This window comes from Agrobacterium sp. MA01, assembly GCF_009650195.1.
In the GTDB taxonomy this organism is placed as follows: Bacteria; Pseudomonadota; Alphaproteobacteria; order Rhizobiales; family Rhizobiaceae; genus Allorhizobium.
The window spans coordinates 4,571,898-4,593,875 of record NZ_CP045854.1 but is presented as its reverse complement, the minus strand read 5'-3'; the positions used below and the strand labels follow the sequence as shown (position 1 = coordinate 4,593,875).

The 21,978-nt window shown below is 61.7% G+C and carries 24 protein-coding genes and 1 riboswitch; of the genes, 16 read left to right on the top strand and 8 right to left on the bottom strand.

Annotation, left to right across the window (positions count from 1 at the left end; genetic code table 11):
• Positions 1-813: 813 nt before the first annotated feature.
• From rpsT to mutM, 3 genes are all read right to left on the bottom strand, one after another.
• Positions 814-1,080 (bottom strand): 30S ribosomal protein S20, encoded by a 267-nt coding sequence (gene rpsT, locus GH983_RS21990; protein ID WP_006724980.1) that lies wholly within the window; start codon positions 1,078-1,080, stop codon positions 814-816.
• 189 nt (positions 1,081-1,269) lie between these two features.
• Complete coding sequence (locus GH983_RS21985) at positions 1,270-2,043, bottom strand: enoyl-CoA hydratase (RefSeq protein ID WP_054151201.1); 774 nt, start codon at positions 2,041-2,043, stop codon at positions 1,270-1,272.
• Positions 2,044-2,070: 27 nt separating this feature from the next.
• Positions 2,071-2,961: a bifunctional DNA-formamidopyrimidine glycosylase/DNA-(apurinic or apyrimidinic site) lyase gene (gene mutM, locus GH983_RS21980; protein ID WP_054151202.1), complete on the bottom strand. Its 891-nt coding sequence runs from the start codon at positions 2,959-2,961 to the stop codon at positions 2,071-2,073.
• A gap of 137 nt (positions 2,962-3,098) precedes the next feature.
• On the opposite strand from mutM, the gene ubiE reads away from it, so the two are divergent.
• The 7 genes from ubiE (at position 3,099) to GH983_RS21945 (ending at position 10,201) form a co-directional block, all read left to right on the top strand.
• Positions 3,099-3,875, top strand: coding sequence for a bifunctional demethylmenaquinone methyltransferase/2-methoxy-6-polyprenyl-1,4-benzoquinol methylase UbiE (ubiE, locus tag GH983_RS21975; RefSeq protein WP_054151203.1), 777 nt, complete (start codon positions 3,099-3,101; stop codon positions 3,873-3,875).
• A gap of 5 nt (positions 3,876-3,880) precedes the next feature.
• Positions 3,881-5,455: a 2-polyprenylphenol 6-hydroxylase gene (ubiB, locus tag GH983_RS21970; protein WP_153763511.1), complete on the top strand. Its 1,575-nt coding sequence runs from the start codon at positions 3,881-3,883 to the stop codon at positions 5,453-5,455.
• 110 nt (positions 5,456-5,565) lie between these two features.
• Complete coding sequence (locus GH983_RS21965) at positions 5,566-7,053, top strand: CHASE3 domain-containing protein (protein ID WP_153763510.1); 1,488 nt, start codon at positions 5,566-5,568, stop codon at positions 7,051-7,053.
• A 2-nt stretch (positions 7,054-7,055) separates the two neighbouring features.
• Complete coding sequence (locus GH983_RS21960) at positions 7,056-7,493, top strand: response regulator (protein ID WP_054151206.1); 438 nt, start codon at positions 7,056-7,058, stop codon at positions 7,491-7,493.
• Between the two features lie 13 nt (positions 7,494-7,506).
• Positions 7,507-8,547: a sensor histidine kinase gene (locus tag GH983_RS21955; RefSeq protein WP_069042471.1), complete on the top strand. Its 1,041-nt coding sequence runs from the start codon at positions 7,507-7,509 to the stop codon at positions 8,545-8,547.
• An 89-nt stretch (positions 8,548-8,636) separates the two neighbouring features.
• Positions 8,637-9,851, top strand: a complete 1,215-nt coding sequence (coaBC, locus tag GH983_RS21950) for a bifunctional phosphopantothenoylcysteine decarboxylase/phosphopantothenate--cysteine ligase CoaBC (RefSeq protein WP_153763509.1) — start codon at positions 8,637-8,639, stop codon at positions 9,849-9,851.
• Positions 9,848-10,201, top strand: coding sequence for an MmcQ/YjbR family DNA-binding protein (locus GH983_RS21945; RefSeq protein WP_153763508.1), 354 nt, complete (start codon positions 9,848-9,850; stop codon positions 10,199-10,201). Before coaBC ends, GH983_RS21945 begins: the two co-directional genes overlap by 4 nt.
• Before the next feature lie 8 nt (positions 10,202-10,209).
• Here GH983_RS21945 and GH983_RS21940 read toward each other — a convergent pair whose 3' ends face one another.
• The gene (locus tag GH983_RS21940; protein WP_054151210.1) at positions 10,210-11,037 is read right to left on the bottom strand and encodes a class II glutamine amidotransferase; all 828 of its coding nucleotides are present in this window, start codon (positions 11,035-11,037) and stop codon (positions 10,210-10,212) included.
• A gap of 243 nt (positions 11,038-11,280) precedes the next feature.
• Between GH983_RS21940 and GH983_RS21935 the strand changes: the two genes are divergently transcribed.
• Positions 11,281-12,192 carry a pirin family protein gene (locus tag GH983_RS21935; RefSeq protein ID WP_006724991.1) on the top strand — a complete coding sequence of 304 codons (912 nt, stop codon included), beginning with the start codon at positions 11,281-11,283 and terminating at the stop codon, positions 12,190-12,192.
• 68 nt (positions 12,193-12,260) lie between these two features.
• The gene (locus GH983_RS21930; RefSeq protein ID WP_153763669.1) at positions 12,261-12,656 is read left to right on the top strand and encodes a GFA family protein; all 396 of its coding nucleotides are present in this window, start codon (positions 12,261-12,263) and stop codon (positions 12,654-12,656) included.
• Here GH983_RS21930 and thiD read toward each other — a convergent pair.
• Positions 12,653-13,468, bottom strand: coding sequence for a bifunctional hydroxymethylpyrimidine kinase/phosphomethylpyrimidine kinase (gene thiD / locus GH983_RS21925; protein WP_153763507.1), 816 nt, complete (start codon positions 13,466-13,468; stop codon positions 12,653-12,655). The two genes, GH983_RS21930 and thiD, sit on opposite strands and share 4 nt — an antisense overlap.
• A 55-nt stretch (positions 13,469-13,523) precedes the next feature.
• Positions 13,524-13,620: riboswitch (TPP riboswitch) on the bottom strand.
• A 125-nt stretch (positions 13,621-13,745) separates the two neighbouring features.
• On the opposite strand from thiD, the gene GH983_RS21920 reads away from it, so the two are divergent.
• Positions 13,746-14,420 (top strand): HAD-IA family hydrolase, encoded by a 675-nt coding sequence (locus tag GH983_RS21920; protein ID WP_246727461.1) that lies wholly within the window; start codon positions 13,746-13,748, stop codon positions 14,418-14,420.
• A 46-nt stretch (positions 14,421-14,466) separates the two neighbouring features.
• On the opposite strand, the gene GH983_RS21915 is transcribed toward GH983_RS21920, so the two are convergent.
• Positions 14,467-16,050: a peptide chain release factor 3 gene (locus GH983_RS21915; protein ID WP_054151212.1), complete on the bottom strand. Its 1,584-nt coding sequence runs from the start codon at positions 16,048-16,050 to the stop codon at positions 14,467-14,469.
• An 86-nt stretch (positions 16,051-16,136) separates the two neighbouring features.
• On the opposite strand from GH983_RS21915, the gene dut reads away from it, so the two are divergent.
• Positions 16,137-16,613 carry a dUTP diphosphatase gene (gene dut, locus GH983_RS21910; RefSeq protein WP_153763506.1) on the top strand — a complete coding sequence of 159 codons (477 nt, stop codon included), beginning with the start codon at positions 16,137-16,139 and terminating at the stop codon, positions 16,611-16,613.
• A gap of 7 nt (positions 16,614-16,620) precedes the next feature.
• Positions 16,621-17,502: a GNAT family N-acetyltransferase gene (locus tag GH983_RS21905; protein ID WP_153763505.1), complete on the top strand. Its 882-nt coding sequence runs from the start codon at positions 16,621-16,623 to the stop codon at positions 17,500-17,502.
• Positions 17,503-17,508: 6 nt separating this feature from the next.
• Here GH983_RS21905 and GH983_RS21900 read toward each other — a convergent pair whose 3' ends face one another.
• Entirely contained in the window at positions 17,509-17,946 is a 438-nt protein-coding gene (locus tag GH983_RS21900) for an Lrp/AsnC family transcriptional regulator (protein WP_054151215.1), read from the bottom strand.
• Between the two features lie 127 nt (positions 17,947-18,073).
• On the opposite strand from GH983_RS21900, the gene GH983_RS21895 reads away from it, so the two are divergent.
• Positions 18,074-18,976, top strand: coding sequence for a DMT family transporter (locus GH983_RS21895; protein ID WP_153763503.1), 903 nt, complete (start codon positions 18,074-18,076; stop codon positions 18,974-18,976).
• Between the two features lies 1 nt (position 18,977).
• Positions 18,978-19,280, top strand: a complete 303-nt coding sequence (locus tag GH983_RS21890; RefSeq protein ID WP_153763502.1) for an NIPSNAP family protein — start codon at positions 18,978-18,980, stop codon at positions 19,278-19,280.
• 3 nt (positions 19,281-19,283) lie between these two features.
• Here the strand turns inward: GH983_RS21890 and GH983_RS21885 are convergent, their stop codons facing one another.
• On the bottom strand, positions 19,284-19,901 hold the full coding sequence (locus GH983_RS21885; RefSeq protein WP_153763667.1) for a LysE family translocator: 618 nt from the start codon (positions 19,899-19,901) through the stop codon (positions 19,284-19,286).
• Positions 19,902-20,185: 284 nt separating this feature from the next.
• Here GH983_RS21885 and GH983_RS21880 point away from each other — a divergent pair, with 284 nt between their 5' ends.
• Together GH983_RS21880 and cysK are read left to right on the top strand one after the other, a co-directional pair.
• Positions 20,186-20,803: a LysE family translocator gene (locus tag GH983_RS21880; RefSeq protein WP_069042480.1), complete on the top strand. Its 618-nt coding sequence runs from the start codon at positions 20,186-20,188 to the stop codon at positions 20,801-20,803.
• Positions 20,804-20,979: 176 nt separating this feature from the next.
• A complete protein-coding gene (gene cysK / locus GH983_RS21875; RefSeq protein WP_153763501.1) occupies positions 20,980-21,948 on the top strand; it encodes a cysteine synthase A in 969 nt (322 codons plus the stop codon).
• Positions 21,949-21,978: the final 30 nt, after the last annotated feature.

Below are 21,978 nucleotides of genomic sequence, written 5' to 3'. Positions count from 1 at the left end.
TTTGCCGCCTTCCAAATTCATTCCAGGTGCCGGGCGTATCCATTTGCGCCCGACAGCCGCTTCATCTCTAATCGATCCCTTGAGGGATCGATGGTCCCCGAACACATCGCGCCGACTTCAGCCAAAAGTCAGCTCAACGCGCCATCGCCCCCTCACGACAATGGCAGTGCTCATACGTGCGACATCCTCGTCATCCCGCACATCCTTGTCCTTGTCGTGGCCATCAGCCACCATCAAGGCGCAAAACCGCCATCACGCGGAAACAGCTAAGTTTCCGATGCAACGTCGATCACTTTATGAGAAAACGGAATGGAAACACTCCGTCCCGGCAAGAGCGACCTGTCACGATGACATTGCTGTCGTCCGGACCGTCGTTTTCGGCCATTGGCTGGCCTCTTGCTGAGAAACATTAAGGCAGGATCAAAAGCCAAGATCAACACCGATTTTTAGGCTATCGGGCGCCTGGACCATTGACTCTTCGTACTTCATTTTCGCGTCACATTCGGGCGAAAAAGAATCGCTTTTGAATCAAGGAGATTCCCAAACAGACACAAGACAGGGCGCTGGCAATGCGAAAAAATAAAATTTCTCTTGACTCATGAGGGGGCCAATCTGCCCCAGCGTGAAGGCAGCCCGCCCACAAGCACCTCCCGGAACCATATGAAATCATTGCGTTTTTCATGTCATCAGACTGACAATATGCAGTGCAGCAGAAAACTCTAAAACAACAATTTTCGATAACCGAGAGCAACAACGACAAAAAGCCCGGCGCAACGCCAGGCTCTTCGAAAAATGTCAGAAAGGTGTCTAAAATTAGACAGCCAGGGCCTTCACACGAGCGGCCAGACGCGAGATCTTCCGCGATGCGGTGTTGGCGTGAACCACACCCTTGGTGGCAGCGCGCTGGATCTCAGGCTGAGCAGCCTGCAGGGCGTCCTTGGCAACAGCTGCGTCGCCGGAAGCGATGGCTTCTTCGACCTTGCGGATGAAACCACGGACCCGCGAACGACGAGCCTTGTTGACTGCAGTACGGGCAGCGATCTTGCGGGTCGCCTTCTTCGCCGAAGTTGTGTTGGCCATGATGCCTCTCTCGAATTCAAACCAAAGCCCACCATCGCCGCGTCGGGTCGTTGCGACCTGCCATACCAGCACTTGGGGAGCTGTTTCATGGGAAAAGCGCATCGGCTTTCCCAACCGTGGGCGGGCATATAGCGGGAAAGCGCGAATGCGTCAACGCGGATTCTGCAGATAACGCGCCTTCCCTTGCGCTTATCTATGCTTGAAGGCGGGCTTCCGCTTCTCAACGAAGGCCGCCATGCCCTCCTTTTGGTCTTCCGTCGCAAACAGCGAATGAAACAGCCGGCGTTCGAAGCGCAAGCCTTCGCCCAGGGTCTGCTCGAAGGCGCGGTTCACGGCCTCCTTCGCCATCATCACTGAAGGCAGCGAGAAGGAGGCAATCTTGGCTGCCGCTTCCAGCGCCTCGTCCAGCAGGCGCTCGGGCTCGACGACGCGCGCCACCAGGCCGGCACTTTCCGCTTCCGCGGCATCCATCATGCGGCCGGTCAGACAAAGATCCATGGCCTTGGCCTTGCCGACGGCGCGGGTCAGGCGCTGGGAGCCGCCCATGCCGGGAATGATGCCAAGGGTGATCTCGGGCTGGCCGAACTTTGCGGTCTTCGAGGCGATGATGAAGTCGCACATCATGGCGAGCTCACAGCCGCCACCGAGTGCAAAACCGGAGACGGCGGCGATGAAGGGCTTGCGGAAGCCGGCGATGTGATCCCATCCGCCGATGAAGTCACCGGTATAGGTGTCGACGAAACCAAGCGACTGCATTTCCTTGATGTCAGCACCGGCAGCGAAGGCCTTTTCCGAGCCCGTGAGCACCACAGCACCGACGGTAGCGTCGGCCTGCAGCTCGGCGAGAAGCTGGCTTAGCTCGCGCATGACCGTCGAGTTCAGGGCATTCAGTGCCTGGGGCCGGTTGAGCGTCACCAGCGCAACACGGTCGCGCCGTTCGATCAGCAGGGTTTCAAATGACATGGCTTCCTCCTCCACGACCCGAAGGCCTCATTTCTGGCAGGTGCGACAATAGAATGTCGAGCGGCCGGATTGAACTATCCTTTCGACGGTACCCCTGCAACCATTCGTGAGGCAGGGCTCGCCCTCTCGATCATAGGCGCGGAAGGAATGCTGGAAGTACCCCAAGGTGCCATCCGCCTGGATATGGTCGCGCAGCGACGAACCACCTGCCTCGATCGCATCGGCAATGACCTCGCGGATCGACTGGGTGAGCAGCTCAAGTTCCGCCTTCGGTTTTCCCTTCGCCGTGACCAGGGTGGAAACCTTGCGGGTCGGCGACAGATGCGAGCGCCAGAGCGCTTCACAGACATAGATGTTGCCGAGGCCGGCAATCACCTTCTGATCGAGCAGAGCCCCCTTCAGCGGCTGGCTGCGGCCTGCAAAACGGGTCGCCAGATAGTCCGGGGAGAGGATATTGCCGACCGGCTCGGGGCCGAGATCGCGAAATGCCGGATAGGTATCGAGTTCAGAACGCGCCATCAGCTCCATGAAGCCGAACCGACGCGGGTCATTATAGACGACGCGGACAGGGCCCTCCGGACGCTGCAGATGAAAGACGACGTGGTCGTGCTTCTCATCCTTGCTGCGCTCGTGGTGGAAGACGCCGGGGATGTTTGCCTCGGCTGCCGCTTCGATACGGAACGAGCCGGACATGCCGAGATGCGCGATGACGGTCAGATCCTCCTCAAGGTCGACGAGCAGGTATTTCGCCCGACGGGACAGCGCGAGAATACGCCGACCTTCGACCCTTGCGGCAAAATCGCGCGGGAGAGGAAAGCGCAGATCCGGCCTGCGCAGCTCCAGGCGCTGCAGATTGGCGCCTTCCATGGCGGGCGCAAGGCCGCGTCTGACTGTCTCAACCTCTGGCAATTCCGGCATTTCCGCCCATCTTTCTGTTTGAACCGCTTCTTTAAAGGTCTATAGACCAGCGAAGCCAAGGCTTCTCCCACGCAGATAGCGCGAGACAGGCCTTTTCGCTATGGTCCGCCGACCGTTCCGATATGTGGAGTGAACCGATGACTGCAAGCCGCATTTCCGCCGATGGCGGCATGGAAACCTCCTACGGGTTCCGCCAGGTCGACGAGCAGGAAAAGCAGGACCTGGTCAACGATGTCTTCCACAAGGTGGCCAAGCGCTACGACATCATGAACGACGTCATGTCAGCCGGCCTCCACCGTGTCTGGAAGGATGCGATGGTGGCGGCTCTCAATCCGCGCAAGGATCAGAACTATAAGGTGCTCGACGTCGCCGGCGGCACGGGCGACATCGCCTTCCGTATCGTCGAGGCCTCCAACCGGATGGCGCATGCGACCGTGCTCGACATCAACGGCTCCATGCTCGGCGTGGGTGCCGAGCGGGCGGAGAAGAAGGGACTTTCCCCCAACCTCACCTTTGTCGAGGCAAATGCGGAAAGCCTGCCCTTCGAGGACAACAGCTTCGACGCCTATACGATCGCGTTCGGCATCCGCAATGTGCCGCATATCGATGTGGCGTTGTCGGAGGCCTTCCGCGTTCTGAAGCGCGGCGGACGTCTGCTCGTGCTGGAGTTTTCCGAGGTGGAACTGCCGCTGCTCGACAAGGTCTATGATGCCTGGTCGTTCAATGCGATCCCGCGCTTCGGCAAAATGATCACCGGCGATGCCGAACCCTATCAGTATCTCGTCGAGTCGATCCGCAAATTCCCCAATCAGCCGGATTTTGCCCGGATGATCGAGCGCGCCGGTTTCTCCAACGTCCGCTTCACCAATTACACCGGCGGCATCGCGGCGCTCCATTCCGGCTGGAAGATCTGAGGCGCATGAGCACGATCGGGGCATATTTCCGCCTGGCGCGGGTTGGGTGGGTGCTGGTGCGCGAAGGGGTGGTCGCGGCCCTTCCGTCGGAAGGACTGCCGCCGCTCGTCGGGATCGCCAAGGCGGCCGTCGCGCCGCTCGCGCGTGGCCGGGCGAAATCGGTCGAGCGGTCGGATCGTCTCGCCAGGGCCGTTGCACGCCTCGGCCCGTCCTATGTGAAGATCGGCCAGTTTCTCGCCACCCGTCCGGATGTCGTTGGCGCTGAATTTGCAGAGGATCTTGCCGGGCTGCAGGACCGGATGGATTTCTTCCCGACGCAAGCCTCGAAGACGACCATTCAGGAATCGCTCGGCCGCTCCATCGAAGAGCTTTACACGCATTTCGGTGAACCGATCGCCGCCGCCTCGATCGCCCAGGTGCACCCGGCCCAGGTCGCAACGCCCGAGGGCTCGCGGAAGGTTGCCGTCAAGGTGATCCGTCCGGGCGTGCGCAAGCGGTTTGCGGCCGATCTCGAGGCCATGTATCTCGTCTCGCATCTCCAGGAACGTTTCCTGCCGCATACGCGGCGCCTGCGGCCCGTCGAGGTGACGAAGACGCTGGAGCAGACCACCAAGGTCGAGATGGATCTGCGCCTTGAGGCTGCGGCCCTGTCCGAGATTGCGGAAAACACCAAGGACGACCCGGGCTTTCGCGTGCCCGAAGTCGACTGGGAACGCACGGGCCGCGACGTCGTCACCATGGAATGGATCGACGGCGTCAAGATGTCCGATGTCGAGGGCTTGAGGGCCGCCGGTCATGACCTCAACGCGCTCGCCGACACGCTGATCCAGTCCTTCCTGCGCCATACGTTGCGCGACGGCTTTTTCCACGCCGACATGCATCCGGGCAATCTCTTCGTCGATCCCGCCGGCATGATCGTCGCCGTCGACATGGGCATTGCCGGACGACTTGGCAAAAAGGAACGCCGCTTCCTCGCCGAGATCCTCTACGGCTTCATCACGCGCGACTACATGCGCGTGGCAGAAGTGCATTTCGAAGCCGGCTACGTTCCGTCGCACCACAATGTCGCGAGCTTCGCCCAGGCGATCCGCGCCATCGGAGAGCCGATCCACGGGCAGCCGGCCGAGACCATCTCGATGGGTAAGCTGCTGACGCTATTGTTCGAAGTCACCGAGATCTTCGACATGCAGACACGCCCTGAACTGGTGATGCTGCAAAAGACCATGGTCGTCGTCGAGGGCGTCTCGCGCATTCTCAATCCGCGCTTCAACATGTGGAAAGCCGCAGAGCCGGTCGTCTCAAATTGGATCCGCGACAATCTGGGTCCGAAGCGGATTGCGACCGATCTCAAGGACGGCGCCAAGGCAGCACTCAGGCTGGCCGAAGCTCTGCCAGAAATCGCCAGCAAGACCGAGAAGCTTCATGGCGAGATCGTGCGGATGAGCGAGGAAGGTCTGCGTTTCGATGCGGACACGGCCGAGCGCATCGGACGGGCAGAAGCGCGACATACGCGGTCTGGTCGGATCGCGCTCTGGGTGATCGCGGTCGCAGCTGTGGTGACCGCTTTCCAGGTGTCCTGACGGCAACGACGGACGAAGATAAATCGCGAGTCCGCGATTTTTTGATGGAACAAACATATCGATCGTGCGTTGGAACCACCTAACGCGCTTTATGTTCCGTCAGGAGTGACATGTCTGCCAACCAAACCGGCTTCGTTCGGTCCACGCTGCTCTTTCTCCTGATTGGCACCGCAATCCTCATCGGCATTATCGTCGCGACCTTTGGTCTCGTCGAGCGCACCCAGGCGACCTTCGAATATATCCTGCAGGAGCGTAACATCCGGCGCATTGCCGCCGACCTCATGCAGAAGCTAACCGACGCCGAGACCGGCCAACGTGGTTTTGTTATCACGCAGGACGAGCTATTTCTTGAACCTTACGAGTCCGCCGTCGGCGCGATCCGGGAAGAGGTCGACCGACTGGCGACAGCGGTTGCCGATCGCCCGGTCAAGGCAGCCCAGATGGACCGGTTGCGCGACCGGATCCGGGGAAAGCTCGCCGAGATGGGGCAGGCCATCAATCTCATGCGCAGCGGCGAGCAGGCTCAGGCCGTCGAATTGATCCAGAGCGATGTCGGTCGTGAGCTTATGGACGACATCCGCTCCATGCTCGATCAGTTCAAGGAACTTTCGGACGCGAATGTCGACCGGGGAACCGAGGCGCAGATCAGTGCGACCCAGCAGCTTCAGTGGATCACGGTCGGCGGCGGCATCGCCATCATAGCCGTGATGGGTGGTGCGATCCTGGTCGTTGCGCAGCATGTGCGTGCGCTTGCAGCTTCCAGGCGGGAGGTCGAGGTGTTGAACGAGGGCCTGGAAGCCCGTGTTGCGGAGCGCACCGAGGACCTGATGCAGGCAAACCAGGAGATCCAGCGCTTCGCCTATATCGTCACCCATGACCTGAGGGCACCGCTCGTGAACATCATGGGCTTTACCGCAGAGCTCGACGCCTCGCTGAAATCCCTGCAGGCCTATGTCCTGAACGACGGCAAGCCGGTGTCCGAAGAGGAGATCCGCGAGGCCAGACTGGCTGCGTCGGAAGACCTGCCCGAAGCCATCGGCTTCATCCGCTCGTCGACAAAGAAAATGGATGGACTGATCAACGCGATCCTGAAGATCTCGCGCGACGGGCGACGCCAGCTCAAGCCCGAAATCGTCGAACTGCAGCCCCTGCTGGAGACCATCACCAACAGCGTCTATCACCAGATCAGCGAAAGCGACGGCAGCATCGATATCGACATCAAGGCCACCCGCCTGAACACCGATCGATTGTCGGTCGAACAAATTCTTGGTAACCTTTTCGATAATGCTATCAAATACAAGCATCCCCAACGGCCCCTGACGCTCGCCGTCCGAACCGCGCCCGAAGGGCGTCACATGGTAAGGATCGAGGTGCAGGACAACGGCCGTGGCGTTGCAGAGCAGGACCACGAACGCATTTTCGAACTTTTCCGCCGCGCCGGTCAGCAGGATCAATCGGGTGAAGGCATCGGCCTTGCCCATGTCCGCTCACTGGCACGGAACCTTGGGGGGGAGATCACCGTTCAATCCCGTTTAGGAGAAGGGTCAACCTTCGTACTGCGACTGCCATCTGATCTGTCACGCTTGGTACGGAGTTGATAATGAAAGCCGTGGGTAAAGAAGTCACCATTGTCATGGTCGAAGACGACGAGGGTCACGCCCGTCTGATCGAAAAGAACGTGCGTCGGGCCGGCGTGAACAACGAGATCGTGCCCTTCACCAACGGCACCGAAGCGCTGGACTATGTGCTGGGCAAGGATCGTAGCGGCAAGATTTCAGAAGACCGCTACCTGTTGATCCTGCTCGACCTCAATCTGCCCGACATGTCGGGCACCGATATTCTCGACCAGATTAAATCCAATCCGCACACGCGACGGCTCCCGGTCGTCATCCTCACGACGACGGATGACGAACGCGAAATCCAGCGCTGCTACGATCTCGGGGCCAATGTCTATATTACCAAACCTGTCGATTACGACAATTTCGCCAACGCCATTCGCCAGCTCGGACTGTTCTTCTCCGTCATGCAAATCCCCTGATGGCGGGCAGGCGATGAGCTTCAGCGTTCTCTACATCGATGACGATGCTGCCATTGCCCGGCTGGTCCAGAGGCATATGGGACGGCTTGGTCATGAGGTGTCGCATGCCGAGAACGCCGAAGACGCGCTTGAACTCCTGAAGACGGCCGCATTCGACGTCGTCGTGCTCGATCATTACCTGCGCCAGACGACCGGCCACGACGTGCTCGGCCGCATGCGCGATGCCGAGATCGATGTGCCGGTGGTCTATGTCACCGGGTCCAACGAGGCGCAGGTCGCTATCGAGGCGATCAAGGCGGGTGCTGCGGACTACGTGATCAAGACAGTCAGCGACGACTTCCTGTCACTCTTGTCGAGCGCGATCGAGCAGACGGTCGCCAACGCCCAGCTGCGTGCAGCGAAGGCCCGCGCCGATGAAGAGATCAGACTTGGTAAGGAACGTGCCGAGGCGCTGCTGGCCGAGGTCAACCATCGCGTCGCCAACTCGCTGGCGCTGGTCGCCAGCCTGCTCAGGCTGCAGATCTCGGCGGCCCGCAGCGATGAAGTGAAGGCGGAACTGGCCGAAACCCAGGCGCGCATCACAGCCATCGCCGGCATGCACCGCAGTCTCTACACCTCCGACGACGTCAGCCGGGTGGAGCTTGATCGTTACCTCAACCGTCTCACCGTCGAGCTCTACAATTCCCTGCACAGCGCCGAAAAGCCGGTGCGCCTGCTGCTCGATGCCGATCCCATATCTCTCAGCGCCGACAAGGCGGTTTCGGTCGGCATGATCGTCACCGAACTCGTGACCAACGCCTTCAAATACGCCTATGCGACCGGCCAGCCGGGTGACATCAGGGTGCATCTGAAAACGATGGGCAACGGCGAGGCGCTGCTCCGGGTCGAGGACGACGGGGTCGGCATTGATCCTCAGAGCGCGCCCAAGGGAACCGGCCTCGGGAGCCGGATCGTCAAATCCATGGCCTCGACGCTGGGAGACGGTCTGCGTTATCTCGAAGGCACCCGAGGCACCGTTGCGGAAGTCCCGCTCAAGCTCGACAGCGGAGCTTGAGCCACGCCGTTTACCAGTCCCAGTCTCCACGATTTGCCAGCGACCGGAATTGCGCTAGGGTCGCGACCGCAGAGAAAGGGTTGCATTCCATGAGCTTGGTCGGAAAGCGGATTTTGCTTGTTATCGCGGGCGGCATAGCCGCCTACAAGAGCCTCGACCTCATCAGGAGGCTCAGGGAGCGCGGTGCGAGCGTGCGGCCCATCATGACGCGTGGCGCCCAGGAGTTCGTCACGCCGCTTGCTGTTGGCGCTCTCTCGGCCTCCCATGTCTATACCGAACTCTTCTCCCGCGAAGACGAGCAGGATGTTGGCCATATCCGGCTGGCGCGCGAATGCGATCTCGTGCTTGTCGCGCCCGCGACCGCCGATTTGATGGCGAAGATGGCGAACGGGCTTGCGGATGATCTTGCATCCACAGTGCTGCTTGCGACCGACCGTCCCGTGCTGATTGCACCTGCCATGAACCCGAAGATGTGGGCGCATCCGGCAACACAGCGGAACTACGCCACACTGCAACGTGACGGCATCAAGGCCATCGGCCCGATGGAAGGCGAGATGGCGGAAAGCGGCGAGCGCGGACGCGGGCGCATGGCCGAGCCGATCGACATCGCGGACCGTGTCGAAGACATGCTCTCCGGGCCGAAACCGCTTGCGGGCATGACAGCCGTCGTGACCTCGGGCCCGACGCATGAACCGATCGATCCCGTGCGCTACATCGCCAATCGCTCCTCGGGCAAGCAGGGCCACGCGATTGCGGCTGCCCTTGCCCGCCTGGGCGCCGAGGTTACCCTGGTATCCGGCCCCGTAACCATTGCCGATCCCGCGGGCGTTCAGACGCGGCATGTGGAGCGGGCCGAGGAGATGCGCGATGCCGTGCTTTCGGCGCTTCCGGCCGACATCGCGGTCATGGTTGCCGCCGTCGCCGACTGGCGTGTTGCGTCCTCGGCGGAGCAGAAGATCAAGAAGCAGCCCGGCGAGGCGCCGCCGCCGCTCGAACTCACGGAAAACCCTGACATCCTCAAGACCGTCGGCCATCATCCTCAGCGCCCACGGCTCGTTGTCGGCTTTGCCGCAGAGACCCAGAATGTCGAGGAAAACGGCCGCTCCAAGCTTGAGCGCAAGGGCGCCGACCTGATCGTCGCCAATGATGTCTCGCCCGAGACCGGCATCATGGGGGGCGATCGCAACCGGGTGAAGCTGATTTCCCGCGACGGGGTCGAAGCCTGGCCTGATCTCTCGAAAGACGAAGTGGCGGAACGGCTGGCACTCTGGATCGCGACCCAGATCGGCGGGACCGGCGCATGAGCCTCTTTACGCGCGCCGGGTTCGACGCCTTTGTCCAAGGTTTCGCCGGCACCACGCAAGTCGACCAATGGGACAGCCGTGTCGCCAAGGTCGGAGACAAGGTCTTTGCGCTGCTCACCAACAGTGAAAGCCGGTTGACGTTCAAGGTCAGCGAAGAAAGCTTCGAGATCCTGACATCGCTCAGAGGCGTGTCACAGGCGCCCTATTTCGCCAAGCGCAAATGGGTCAGCGTCGAACCAGACAGCGAGCTCGGCGAAGCCGACCTTATGGAATATCTCACCCGCTCCTATCGCACGATCAGTGCGTCGCTGACCCGCAAGCTGCGCGCCGAACTCGGCATCGTCGAGTAAAGCTGTGATCAGACCGCAGCCATCGCCGGCTGACGGATCTGCTCGACCCGTGTGCGCTCGACGTCAGGCTTGAACTCGGCGGCATCCAGACCGTTTTCGCTGAGGATCACGGCACTGCCTGCGGGAATTTCCACCCAGGTATCCGTCTCGTCGTTCAGCGGCTCCGACACGAGACAGAAGCTGCCCTTCGGCCCCATGGGCGCTGCAAACAACGTTGGAGCATATTCGTCCGTCGAGTAGCGCACGGCATAGAGCGTCTTGCCATCGGAAAAGGCAGCCGTCATGCGGATGCGGGCGGTGCCGGTCAGATGCAGGCTGATCTGCTCGACGAAGCCGACGGCCTCGCTCATGGCCGCGATAGGGCGCTCACGCAATCCGAACTGAAGGGCGAGCAGGAACAGCAACTCGCTGTCGGTCGTGCCGACGCGCGCGTGGAAATGCTCGTCGTCCAGCATGCCTTCCATGGGCCGGCGGATGCGATCGAAATTGTCGATCTGGCCGTTGTGCATGAAGGACCAGTTCCCCTGAACGAAGGGGTGACAGTTGTCGCGGCGAGTGGCGCCATGGGTAGCAGCGCGGACATGGGCGAGAAACAGCGGGGAGCGGATCTGGCTTGCGAGGCTCTTCAGATTGCAGTCGGACCAGGCGGGAAGCACATCGCGGAAGCGGCCAGGCTCGGGGCGGTCACCATACCAGGCGAGACCGAAGCCATCGCCGTTGGTGGCGGTCTTGGCGCGCGTTGCGCAATGCGATTGCTCGATAAGGGAATGCGCAGGCGAGGTCACGAGCTCCTCGAGGAAGATCGGAACACCGCGGTAAGCTGCCCAACGACACATATGAATTCTGCCCCAGGTCCATCGACCGACTGCGAATCCTTGGTAGTCTTCGCCCGATAGACTAATGATTTGCAAACATGGCTTCCTTCATGACAAATTTTTGTCGTGCAGCGCAACATTCTTCCTCCTGTCGACTGGCACAAAAGTGAACACTGCGTTCTGCCCGGCGGGCCTGCGTGCGATGGTCCTCTCGCCTATATTGCTCCCCAAGCAACGAGCCCGTTTCCCCGAGGAGATCCCCGAATGTCCATTCGCCCCGTCAAGCATGAGAGCCGCGCCACGCCGACCATGGAAGGCGCCGGCGTCAAGCTGCACCGCGTCTTCGGCTTCGGCGATCCTTCGATGACCGACCCCTTCCTGATGATGGACGATTTCCGCAATGACGAGCCGATGGACTACGTCCGCGGCTTCCCCTGGCATCCGCATCGCGGCATCGAGACGATCACCTATGTGCTGGCCGGCACCGTCGAGCATGGCGACAGCCTGGGCAATCAGGGCATGCTGGGCGCGGGCGACCTGCAGTGGATGACGGCGGGCAGCGGGATCCTGCACCAGGAAATGCCGAAAGGCGACTTCGCCGGGCGCATGCACGGCTTCCAGCTCTGGGCCAACCTGCCCTCGTCGCTGAAGATGACCAAGCCGCGCTATCAGGACATCAAATCACCCGAGATCCCCGTTGTCATCGATGATGACGGCACGTCGGTGCGCGTCATCTGTGGCGACTTCTGGGGCAAGAGCGGTCCGGTCGACGGCATCGCCGCCGAGCCCGTCTATCTCGACATCTCGGTGCCGCCGGGCAAGCGCAAGACATTCCCGGTCGATACCTATCGCTCGGCATTCGCCTATATCTTCGCTGGCTCCGGCTCGTTCCGGGATGCGTCCAAGCCCTTCGGCGTCAAGGTCGAGAAGGAATATATGGGCGAAGAGCTGAACATCCGCGACCTTTCCGGCAACCGGACGCTTGTCGTTTTCGACACCGGTGACGAGATCACCGTACAGGCCGGCGAACAGGGCATCCGCTTCCTGCTGGTCACCGGCAAGCCGATCAAGGAGCCGGTTGCCTGGCATGGTCCGATCGTGATGAACACCCGCGAGGAACTGATGCAGGCGATGAAGGAGCTGCAGAACGGAACCTTTATCAAGGCCGATCATTAACTCCACGCAGTCAAGTTCACTTCAACCCGGCGTCTCCAGCGCCGGGTTTTCTTTTGCCGGAGACCGAGATCCGCGTAACCGGGGCATGCCAATGCGGCGAAGTTCGCTATAAAGCCGAGGTCGATCCACAGGCCGTCGGCATATGCCATTGCACGGATTGCCAGCGGCTGACGGGCTCAGCTTACAGGGTCACAGTTGCTTCTCTTCCAGGTCGATTTCAGCTTCTGACCGGCGAGGCCAAGCGTTACCGGAAAATGGGCGACAGCGGCCGGCCGAGCGATCAGTTTTTCTGCGGCAACTGCGGTTCGCCGCTCTGGCGCGAAAGCGCCGACGGCGAGATCGGTTTGCGCCTCGGCTGCGTCGATCAGCGACGAGCGCTCGCGCCAACACATCAGTCATTCGGCAAATCAGCCTTGCCCTTCGTCTTCGTCCTTCAGGAGCCTCCGGAGGACGGGGACGACTAATCCTGCCAGAGCGCGTGGAAGTGATGCACAGGCCCGTGTCCTGAGCCAACCGACAACTGGCCAGAACTCCGCACGGCCTCCGCCAGCCAGGCCTTGGCGACACGTACGGCCTCTTGCGGTCCAAGCCCCTTTGCCAATTCGGCAGCGAGCGCACTCGACAGCGAACAGCCGGTGCCATGGGTATTGCGCGTTGCGATCCGATCCGCCTCGAACCAGGTCACCTGACCAGCGGCAATTAGGACATCCGGGCTTTCCAGGCCCGTTAGATGGCCACCCTTGAGCAGCACAGCCTGAGGTCCCAGTGCTGTCAGCCTGATGGCCTGGGATTCCATGATCCGGCGGTCGACAGCCTCGGGATCGCCGAGCAGGGCTGCAGCCTCCGGCAGGTTCGGCGTCAGGAGCGTGGCGAGCGGCAAGAGGTCAGACGTCAGTGCTTCAACCGCATCCGGATCAAGCAGGGAGGCACCGCCCTTGGCGATCATGACGGGATCGAGAACGACGGGAATGCCGCGATGGGGTTTCAGCGCCTCGGCGACAGCCCTTGCGATCCCGGCATTGGCGATCATCCCGATCTTCACGGCATCGACGTGCACATCGGCAAAGACCATGCGGATCTGCTCGGCCACGAATTCGGGATTGAGCGGCACCACGGCGGAGACGCCTTGCGTGTTTTGCGCCGTCAGCGCCGTGATAGCAGCCATTCCGTAGCAACTGCGGGCCGAAAAGGCCTTGAGATCGGCCTGGATGCCCGCCCCACCGGAAGGGTCGGAGCCGGCGATGGTCAGGACGTTGCGGATGGTGGATGATCTCATGTCTGCGTCTCCCGAGGCGGCGGAGACGCAGCGGGCACAGCGCGGATATATCTTGCGCGACACCCGAGCGACTCCCTCCGCCAGCATGATCTGGTTCAGGTTCAAAGGGTGCTTCTCAGCCCGGCTTGCGCCAGACGCCCCTGTCTCTCAGGCGCCAGACTATGCGACAGCATCGTTCCTGTCACCTGGGTCTCTCGTCATTCCCATTCAGCGTTTGCAGCCGAGGAGCAGAGCGGCTAGGGAGGCGGGGAAGTCCACCCGACCCGAGGAGATTGCCTTGCATCACGCGCCAGACCGGCTTTTCGACCGCTCCTATGATGGCTTTCTCTTCGACATGGACGGAACGCTGCTCAATTCCATCGCTGCTGCCGAGCGGGTCTGGAGCCGTTGGGCACTGAAGCACGGTCTGGATCTCGAAACCTTCCTGCCCACCATGCATGGCAAGCGCGGGATCGACACGATCAGCGCCCTGAACCTGCCCGGCATCGATGTGGTGAAGGAGGCGCTCGAGGTCGAGCGCGGCGAGATCGAGGATCTCGACGGTATCGTGCCGATCCCCGGCGCCATCGACTTTCTGAAAAGCTTGCCCGCCGAACGCTGGGCGATCGTGACCTCGGCTCCATCAGCCCTTGCCCGCGCCCGCATCGGGGCCGCCGGCCTGCCACAGCCGCTGCAGATCGTGACGGCGGAAGACGTGAAGATCGGCAAGCCTGATCCGGCCGGCTACCGGCTCGGTGCAGAGCGGCTCGGTTTCGCCGCATCGCGCTGCCTGGTGTTTGAGGATGTGCTGGCCGGCGTCAGAGCCGGAGAAGCGGCAGGGGCAGATGTCGCCGTGATCACGGCGACGCACGCGCATCCGCTGGAGACGTCCCATCCGACGATTGCGAGTTATGAGAAACTTAGGGTGGAGTTCGTCGCGTCCCGGGGACTGAGGATCAAGGCGGCAGAATAAGCCGACCCGGCGGCGACGGGAATTCCGTCACCGCCCTCGACCAAACTCACGCCGCCTTGGCGACGTGATACTCCTTGATGGCGACCATCTTGATCGCGGGGTAACGTTCGGACTCGTAGCGCAGCGAGAACTGGTCCTGCGCCATGAAGACCGGGTCGCCGTCGAGATCCCGGCAGATATCGCCACGGCGCTGGGTCATGAACTTTTCCAGATCGTCCTTGTTCTCGGCCGAGATCCAGCGGCAGACGGAGAAGCGGGACATTTCGAAGGACACCGGCAGGCCGTATTCGCCCTGCAGTCGCTCCTTCAGGACGTCGAGCTGCAGTGCACCGACGACGCCGACGATGGCCGGCGAGCCGTCTTCCGGCGAAAAGAGCTGCACCACGCCCTCTTCCGCCATCTGCTGCAGGGCTTCCTTCAGCTTCTTCGCCTTCATTGCATCTTCCAGACGCACACGGCGCAGGATTTCCGGCGAGAAGTTCGGCACGCCCTGGAAGACGAGGTTTTCGCCTTCGGTCAGCGTGTCGCCAATGCGCAGCGTCCCGTGGTTGGGGATGCCGACGACGTCACCGGCATAGGCCGTATCCGCCAGCTGACGCTGCGAGGCGAAGAAGAACTGCGGCGCCGTCAGGCCCATCTGCTTGCCGGTGCGGGCCAGGCGCGCCTTCATGCCGCGCTCGAGCTTGCCGGAGCAGATGCGGGCAAAAGCGATGCGGTCGCGGTGGTTCGGGTCCATGTTGGCCTGGATCTTGAAGACGAAGGCGGTCATCTTGTCTTCGGCGGCATGCACCGTGCGGGTGTCAGCCACCTGGTCGCGCGGCGGGGGCGCATAGGCACCCAGCGCATTAATGAGGTCGCGGACACCGAAGTTGCGCAGTGCCGAGCCGAAGAAGACAGGCGTCATATGGCCTTCGAGGAAGCTCTGGCGATCGAAGGGCCGGCAGGCTTCGCGGGCAAGTTCGAGCTCGTCGATGAAGGTCTGGCGCTCGTTTTCGGGCAGGTTCTCCGCCACGCTCTGCGGACCGTTGACCTTGAGCGGCTCGACCTGGGCATCGCCGCCCCGATAGGTGTTGTTGGCCAGATTATAGGAGCCGCAGAAGGTCTTGGAACGGCCGACTGGCCAGGTGATCGGTGCCGTGTCCAGCGCCAGCTTCTCTTCGACCTCGTCGAGGATCTCGAAGGGGTCGCGGCTTTCGCGGTCCATCTTATTGATGAAGGTGATGATCGGAATGTCGCGCATGCGGCAGACCTCGAACAGCTTCAAGGTCCGCGGCTCGATACCCTTGGCGGCGTCGATGACCATGACGGCCGCATCGACTGCCGTCAGCGTGCGATAGGTGTCGTCGGCGAAGTCTTCGTGGCCAGGCGTATCGAGAATGTTGAAGACATGGCCTTCATATTCGAAGGTCATGACCGAGGTCACGACCGAAATGCCGCGCTCGCGTTCGATCTTCATCCAGTCCGACCGGGTCTGGATGCGATCCTTCTTCGCCTTGACTTCACCGGCAAGCTGAATGGCGCCGCCGAACAACAGCAGCTTTTCGGTCAGCGTCGTCTTACCCGCATCCGGGTGCGCGATAATAGCAAAGGTGCGGCGGCGGGAGACCGCCTCGGCGAGCGTTTCAGCCATATCTCAGGAGTCCTTCTGGTCGGGCGGTTATCTAGCGTTTCGACGGCCAATATGCAATTGAGCGCGACAAACAAAGGAATCTCGCGATGGCTGCCATCCGCACCGACATCCTCGGCCCCGTGCTCAACCTCAGGCGTCTGCCGCATGGGCAAGGGCTTGATCTGCCCGCCTATGAAACGGCAGGAGCGGCGGGAATGGATCTGAGGGCAGCGGTGTCCGATGGAGAGCCGCTGACGCTTGCCCCGGGCGCGCGGGCGCTGGTGCCCACCGGCTTCATCATGGAAATCCCTGAAGGTTTCGAAGCCCAGATCCGCCCACGCTCGGGTCTCGCCTTCAAGAACGGCGTGACATGCCTCAACACACCCGGCACGATTGACAGCGACTATCGCGGCGAGGTGAAGGTGCTGCTGATCAATCTCGGCCAGGAGAATTTCGTCATCACCCGCGGCATGCGCATCGCCCAGATGGTGATCGCACCGGTGACGCAGGTGCGCGTGGCCGAAGTGACCGAGACGAGCGACACGGCGCGCGGTGCCGGCGGGTTCGGATCGACGGGGGTGTAGGAATCCAATGCTGGAAACGCTGACGCTCAGGGAAGGCTATTTCGAAGATCCGAACGCCTTCCGAGCGCTCGCGGACCTGCTGCAGGACGTGTTCGGCATTGACATCGGGCTGCAGAGCCGCTTCGGCGGGCCAGATCCGTCCTCGATGCCCTTTGGCTATTTCGACGGCGCTGGCCGTTGCGTTGCCAATTTCTCAGTGTTTTCCATACCGCTTTTCATAAAAGGGCGTGTCATCGAGGCGGCAGGGTTTCAATCGGGTGCCGTTCTCCCTGCGTTTCGTGGACAAGGGCTCTATCGCGATCTGATGCAGCGCGCCTTTGCCTGGGCCGACAAACAGGGCTTCGAGGCTGGTTTTCTTCTAACCGACAAGCCGGAACTCTATCACGACTATGGTTTTCGAGTTGTGCCGCAATTCTGCTTCTGCGGCGAGGTCACACAAACGGTGCCTGCGGACGCCGAGGCGCGGGAAATCGACTTGGAAAACCAGGACGATGTTGCGCTTGTCTTGAGGATCCTCGCCGATCGGGAGCCTGTCGCTCGTCAGCTTTCCGTTGTGCGCCAGTCCGAAATGTTTCTGCTCAATGCCGCCCTCACCCCGGAGATCAGGCTCAGCTACTTGCCCGGCTTCGACGCCATCCTTGCCTGGAAGCTCCGTCGCGGCACATTGCAAATGCTCGATATCGTCGCCCGCCAGATACCGTCGATGTCAGAGATCCGCGGCGCATTGAGTGTTCCGCACGACCGCATCGAGGTATTCTTCCCGACCGACCGTCTCGAATGGAGCGGGAGCGCCAGACCGTATGACGGGTCGTGCGCCCTGATGGTCAGCGGGCTTCAGCCATCCGACATCCCGACTCCCAGCATGTTGTCGCCGATGGCTGATTTCTAGTGCTTATCACAGGACCGGCGGCAGGCGCCGCTTGAGGGGCGTGGACTTGACCATTGCGGTATTGGTCTGCGCCTTCTCGGTGATCCGGTCGTGGACCCGGTCGAGATCGGCCATGTTGCGCACGGCCACGCGGCACACAAAGCAGTCGTCACCGGTAATCTTGTCACACTCGATGATCTCTGGCGTTTCCAGAATGATCTTCTCGACGATATGCAGCATGCCCGGCAGCGGACGCACGCGCATGATGGCCTGCAACGGATAGCCGAGAGCATCGAGAGACACGTCTGCGGCATAGCCTAAGAGAACGCCACGCTCTTCCAGACGGCGCAGACGCTCGGAACAGGCGGGTGACGAAAGACCGGCGCGTGCTGCCAGTTCTTTCAGCGACAGCCGAGCATCGTGCGCGAGGGCGTCAACGATTTTGCGGTCTGCCGTATCCGGCACTTGAGGAAAATTAGGATTCATCGCCGATCTCCTGCGCATAATTCCGCAGATGCGATACTACACCTAATTTGCGCAAAGGAAATCCCGACTTTCCAGGCATAGACTGCGGAAAACTCGGAGATCGACCATGAACCATGTTACGAAGCGCGGAATCTTAGACATGACCTTTGCGATGGTCATGTCCGGCACGATCGGCTGGTTCGTGCTGCAATCGGGCCAAAGCCCCTACAACGTGGTCTTCTTCCGCTGCCTGATCGGCGCTCCGGTTCTCGCCTTGCTCTGCTTTCACCTGAGGGCCTTTTCCAGTTCGGGCCTCGATGCGAGGCGTATCCTGATCGCGGCCGGTGGCGGTGTGGCGCTGGTGATGAACTGGCTGCTGTTGTTTTCGGCCTATCCGCTGGCCTCGATCTCGGTGACCACGATCGTCTACAATTTTCAGCCCTTCATGCTCGTCGGGCTTGGTGCGCTGTTCCTCGGGGACCGCGTGGGCGCCGCCAAACTCGGCTGGATGGGTCTGGCCTTTGCCGGAATGCTGGCGATGACAGTGAGCGGAACATCCCTCAGCGGTCATGCGGGCCAGGGATATCTCACAGGCATCCTGCTCGCGCTTGCGGCCGCCTTCTGCTATGCGGTGGCCGCCTTTGTCACCCGGCGGCTGCGCAGCACGTCGCCTTATGTCATCGCCCTTGTCCAGGTTCTTACCGGTATCGTCATCCTTGCGCCCCTCGCCGATTTCAATGCCCTGCCGAGCTCGCCGCAGAGCTGGGCCATGGTGGCGACCATCGGGGTTGTGCACACCGGGGTGATGTATGCCTTCCTCTATTCGGCGATCCAGAAGCTCCCGGTCGTGCTGACGGGCACGCTCTCCTTCCTCTACCCTGTCGTCGCCATCCTGGTGGATATCCTGGCCTATGGCCATGTGCTGACGCCCGGACAGGCGCTGGGCGGCGCGGCGATCCTGCTTGCCGCCGTGGGCACAACCCTCAACCTCACGCCACGACATCTTCTACCCGGAACCCGAAAGGCCTGACATGATCACCTGCAGCCTGCGTTATGAGATCGATCCCTACAAGCTCAAGGAGTTCGAGCACTATGCGGCCCTCTGGATCCCGCTGGTCAATCGGCTCGGCGGCAACCATCACGGCTATTTCCTGCCGCATGAAGGGGCAAACGACATCGCGCTTGCGCTGTTCAGCTTTCCGTCGCTCGCGGCCTATGAGGCCTACCGCGCGGCGATGGCGGCAGATGCCGAGTGCCAGGCGGCCTTCGCCTATGCCGAGGAGACCCGTTGCATCCTGCGTTACGAACGCAGCTTCATGCGGCCGATGTTCTGATCGTCAACGCTGCGCTTCCGTGACCATGCGGATGGCGAGAGCCGCGAGCACCGTGCCCATGAGCCAGCGCTGGACGACCATCCAGAGGGGGCGACCGGCCAGGAAGAGGGCGATGGAGCCGGCAGAGAGCGCGATCAAACCATTGACCGTGACGCTGATCACCACCTGGGTGAAGCCGAGCGCCAGGGACTGGATCAACACGCTGCCACCAGCGGGATCGATAAATTGCGGCAGCAGCGAGAGATAGAGCACGGCGACTTTCGGGTTCAGCAGGCTGGTGACGAAGCCCATCAGGAAGAGCTTTCGATTGCTGTCGGCGGGCAGGTCGCGGACCTGGAAGGGCGAGCGGCCGCCGGGCTTCAGCGCCTGCCAGGCCAGCCAGGCCAGATAGAAAGCACCGGCAAGTTTGAGCAGGTCATAGGCGAAGGGGACTGCGAACAGCAGGACCGTGAGCCCAGGCGCCGTCAGCAGCACATAAACGACGAAGCCGAGGGCCACTCCCGCCAGCGAAACGAGGCCCGCCATCGGCCCCTGACAGATCGAGCGCGAGACGAGATAGATCATGTTCGGCCCCGGTGTCAGCACCATGCCAAGGCAGATCAGGGCAAAGGCAAGCAGCATGGCGGCGCTGGGCACAGGGGCGTTCTCCGAAATGTTCTACATGACTATGCGTGTCCGCCAGCGACCGCAAACGAGATCGTGTCATCGAGACAAGTCCGCCGGAAACGCACGATCGCGACGACGGCGGCCGCCATGCTACGGCCACGCCGACGATGTCGCAGGCGACATCCGGCGCCAGGGTTTGTGCCGCGTGTATCGCCGTGGATCTTGCGCAAGAGCTGTAATCCAGGCGCTTTCCTATCCCTCTCAAATTTAATAGAACGGCTTGTGAGCGGAAGACCTCCATGACACTGACGACCATCATCGCTTATTGCGGCGCGCTGTTCATTGCCGCCGCCATCCCGGGACCCGGCATGACCGCGATCGTCGCGCGGGCGCTGGGGTCCGGATTTCGCCCGACCTTCTTCATGGGGCTCGGGCTCATCCTCGGCGATCTCGTCTATCTGACCGCCGTCATCCTCGGGCTCTCCGTCTTGGCGAAAACCTTCGTGACGCCCTTCCTGATCCTGAAATTCCTGGGTGCCGCCTACCTCGTCTATGTCGCCTGGAAGCTCTGGACATCAGGTCTTTTGCCGCAGGACATCAAGGCAGAGCGCGCCATGCGCCCGTCCATGTCCTTCCTCTCAGGCCTTCTGGTGACGCTGGGCAATCCGAAGACCATGCTGTTCTACGTCGCTCTTGTCCCGACGCTGATCCCGCTCGAGGCGATCGGACTTGCCGACTACATCCTGCTCGTCGGCCTGACCTTCGTCGTGCTGATGGCGGTGCTTCTGCCCTATATCCTGCTCGCGGCCCAGGCGCGCGGGCTCATGAAGCGTCCGGAAGCGCTGAAAGTCCTGAACCGAAGTGCTGCCGGCATCCTTGCCGGCACCGCCGCCTATATCACGGCGCGCGCGGCCTGATCGGCACGCGGCATGAAACAAACAGGCGGCAGGCGCTTTTCTCACCAGGAGACGAATGCGACCGGGCCCACGGAGCAGATTTTTCCACGGATCAAGCTCGCCGCGGCATGGCTATGCTGGCAAGGACCGGTCGGCGGGCGTAAGCTCGCGTCAACCAAATCATAAGGGAGACACCGATGACTGAGCAGAAGAAACCCGGCCGCGGACGCGTCTATGGCTCGATCACCGAGACGATCGGCGACACCCCGATCGTCAGGCTCGACAAGCTCGCCAAGGAAAAGGGCGTGAAGGCGCATCTGCTCGCCAAGCTCGAATTCTTCAACCCGATCGCCTCCGTCAAGGATCGTATCGGCGTTGCCATGATCGAGAGCCTGGAAGCCCAGGGCAAAATCGTGCCCGGCAAGACGGTTCTCATCGAACCGACCTCGGGCAATACCGGCATTGCGCTTGCCTTTGCAGCCGCCGCCAAGGGTTATCGCCTGATCCTCACCATGCCGGAGACCATGTCGATCGAACGCCGCAAGATGCTGGCCCTGCTCGGCGCCGAACTCGTCCTGACCGAGGGCGCAAAGGGCATGAAGGGCGCCATTGCCAAGGCACAGGAACTGGCCGAGACGACGCAGGACTCGATCATCCCGCAGCAGTTCGAGAACCCCGCCAATCCGGAAATCCATCGCAAGACGACAGCCGAGGAAATCTGGAACGACACCGACGGCCAGATCGACTTCCTCGTCTCCGGCATCGGCACAGGCGGCACCATTACCGGCACCGGCCAGGTGCTGAAGAGCCGCAAGCCCGAGATCAAGGTCGTCGCCGTCGAGCCGGCCGACAGCCCGGTTCTCTCCGGCGGCAATCCCGGCCCGCACAAGATCCAAGGGATCGGCGCTGGCTTTGCGCCCGCCATCCTGGATACCCATGTCTATGACGAGGTCATCACCGTGACCAATGACGAAGCCTTCGAGCATGCGCGTCTCGTTGCCCGCCTTGAAGGCGTGCCGGTCGGCATCTCCTCGGGTGCTGCGTTGACGGCGGCGATCAAGCTTGGCCAGCGTGAAGAAAATGCCGGCAAGACGATCGTCGTCATCATTCCGTCCTTTGCCGAGCGCTATCTGTCGACGGCGCTCTTTGCCGGTCTCGGCGAGTAAGCCACCGAAGGGGCGCCGGGCAACCGCCGG

What these genes read in the sequence shown, in the direction of transcription:
- coaBC (WP_153763509.1), top strand. Translation starts at nt 8,637, where the DNA reads ATGAGCTTGGTCGGAAAGCGGATTTTGCTTGTTATCGCGGGCGGCATA.
- GH983_RS21890 (WP_153763502.1), top strand. Translation starts at nt 18,978, where the DNA reads ATGATCACCTGCAGCCTGCGTTATGAGATCGATCCCTACAAGCTCAAG.
- ubiE (WP_054151203.1), top strand. Translation starts at nt 3,099, where the DNA reads ATGACTGCAAGCCGCATTTCCGCCGATGGCGGCATGGAAACCTCCTAC.
- GH983_RS21915 (WP_054151212.1), bottom strand. Translation starts at nt 16,050, where the DNA reads ATGGCTGAAACGCTCGCCGAGGCGGTCTCCCGCCGCCGCACCTTTGCT.
- dut (WP_153763506.1), top strand. Translation starts at nt 16,137, where the DNA reads ATGGCTGCCATCCGCACCGACATCCTCGGCCCCGTGCTCAACCTCAGG.
- GH983_RS21905 (WP_153763505.1), top strand. Translation starts at nt 16,621, where the DNA reads ATGCTGGAAACGCTGACGCTCAGGGAAGGCTATTTCGAAGATCCGAAC.
- GH983_RS21895 (WP_153763503.1), top strand. Translation starts at nt 18,074, where the DNA reads ATGAACCATGTTACGAAGCGCGGAATCTTAGACATGACCTTTGCGATG.
- mutM (WP_054151202.1), bottom strand. Translation starts at nt 2,961, where the DNA reads ATGCCGGAATTGCCAGAGGTTGAGACAGTCAGACGCGGCCTTGCGCCC.
- GH983_RS21985 (WP_054151201.1), bottom strand. Translation starts at nt 2,043, where the DNA reads ATGTCATTTGAAACCCTGCTGATCGAACGGCGCGACCGTGTTGCGCTG.
- GH983_RS21960 (WP_054151206.1), top strand. Translation starts at nt 7,056, where the DNA reads ATGAAAGCCGTGGGTAAAGAAGTCACCATTGTCATGGTCGAAGACGAC.
- GH983_RS21945 (WP_153763508.1), top strand. Translation starts at nt 9,848, where the DNA reads ATGAGCCTCTTTACGCGCGCCGGGTTCGACGCCTTTGTCCAAGGTTTC.
- GH983_RS21885 (WP_153763667.1), bottom strand. Translation starts at nt 19,901, where the DNA reads ATGCTGCTTGCCTTTGCCCTGATCTGCCTTGGCATGGTGCTGACACCG.
- GH983_RS21965 (WP_153763510.1), top strand. Translation starts at nt 5,566, where the DNA reads ATGTCTGCCAACCAAACCGGCTTCGTTCGGTCCACGCTGCTCTTTCTC.
- thiD (WP_153763507.1), bottom strand. Translation starts at nt 13,468, where the DNA reads ATGAGATCATCCACCATCCGCAACGTCCTGACCATCGCCGGCTCCGAC.
- GH983_RS21880 (WP_069042480.1), top strand. Translation starts at nt 20,186, where the DNA reads ATGACACTGACGACCATCATCGCTTATTGCGGCGCGCTGTTCATTGCC.
- rpsT (WP_006724980.1), bottom strand. Translation starts at nt 1,080, where the DNA reads ATGGCCAACACAACTTCGGCGAAGAAGGCGACCCGCAAGATCGCTGCC.
- GH983_RS21935 (WP_006724991.1), top strand. Translation starts at nt 11,281, where the DNA reads ATGTCCATTCGCCCCGTCAAGCATGAGAGCCGCGCCACGCCGACCATG.
- cysK (WP_153763501.1), top strand. Translation starts at nt 20,980, where the DNA reads ATGACTGAGCAGAAGAAACCCGGCCGCGGACGCGTCTATGGCTCGATC.
- ubiB (WP_153763511.1), top strand. Translation starts at nt 3,881, where the DNA reads ATGAGCACGATCGGGGCATATTTCCGCCTGGCGCGGGTTGGGTGGGTG.
- GH983_RS21940 (WP_054151210.1), bottom strand. Translation starts at nt 11,037, where the DNA reads ATGTGTCGTTGGGCAGCTTACCGCGGTGTTCCGATCTTCCTCGAGGAG.
- GH983_RS21955 (WP_069042471.1), top strand. Translation starts at nt 7,507, where the DNA reads ATGAGCTTCAGCGTTCTCTACATCGATGACGATGCTGCCATTGCCCGG.